Raw genomic sequence first — 703 nt, 5'->3', positions numbered from 1 at the left:
CTCCGGGGCGCCTCGCCCGGCGTCCCGGGAAACGGCACGAAGCTGTTGGCGATGGCGATGACGAGGCGGTCGATCTCGCCCGCCTGCGCCGCCTCGTAGCCGATGGCGAAGCCGCGGATGCCCTCCGGCCCGGCGGCGTAGCGCACGTACGAGCGCCCCGAGGCGGTCTCGCCGGTGACGACGATGAAGTCCGGCCGCTTGAGCTTGTACGTCACCTTGCGGTCGGCGAGCGGCGCGGTCGCGCGGGTGAACAGCGCGTCGAGGTCGGTGCCGCCGGCGGGAAACGACCGGCTCTCCAGGGTCAGGCGCCCGTCGGCGCTCTGCCAGCGGGTTCCGCCGGGGACCGCGCTGCGCTTGGGCAGCATCCGCTCGGGCACGCCGAGCACCGCGCCGCTGGCGGGATCGGCCTGCACGGTGAAGCGCACGGCCTTCCGCGCCGCCTCGCCCGCCGCCAGGATCGCGGCGCGGCTGCGCGGATCGAGGGGGTCGCCGGCGTCGGTGCGGGCGCGGGCGGCGCTCAGCGCCTCGAAGGTCCGCCGGCCGAAGGCGCCGTTGACGACGCTGTTGTAGTCGCCGGTCCAGACCAGCGCGTCCTGCAGCGCCTTGCGCTCGGCTTCCGGCAGGGCCTCGAACCCGGCCCGCATCGCCTCGAAGGCCGGGTCCGGCGCGGCGGCGGGCGGGCGCGGCGGCTGCGGTTTCGGCG

Annotated in this window: 1 pseudogene; it reads right to left on the bottom strand. The window is 76.7% G+C overall.

The window, feature by feature from the left end:
• Positions 1 to 703: pseudogene (locus tag FV230_RS28980) on the bottom strand (serine protease); the annotation flags it as partial.

Origin of the sequence: Methylobacterium sp. WL6 (assembly GCF_008040095.1) — a bacterium.
Taxonomy (GTDB): domain Bacteria; phylum Pseudomonadota; class Alphaproteobacteria; order Rhizobiales; family Beijerinckiaceae; genus Methylobacterium.
The sequence above is the reverse complement of the archived record's forward strand: the minus strand, read 5'-3'. Positions and strand labels throughout refer to the sequence as shown.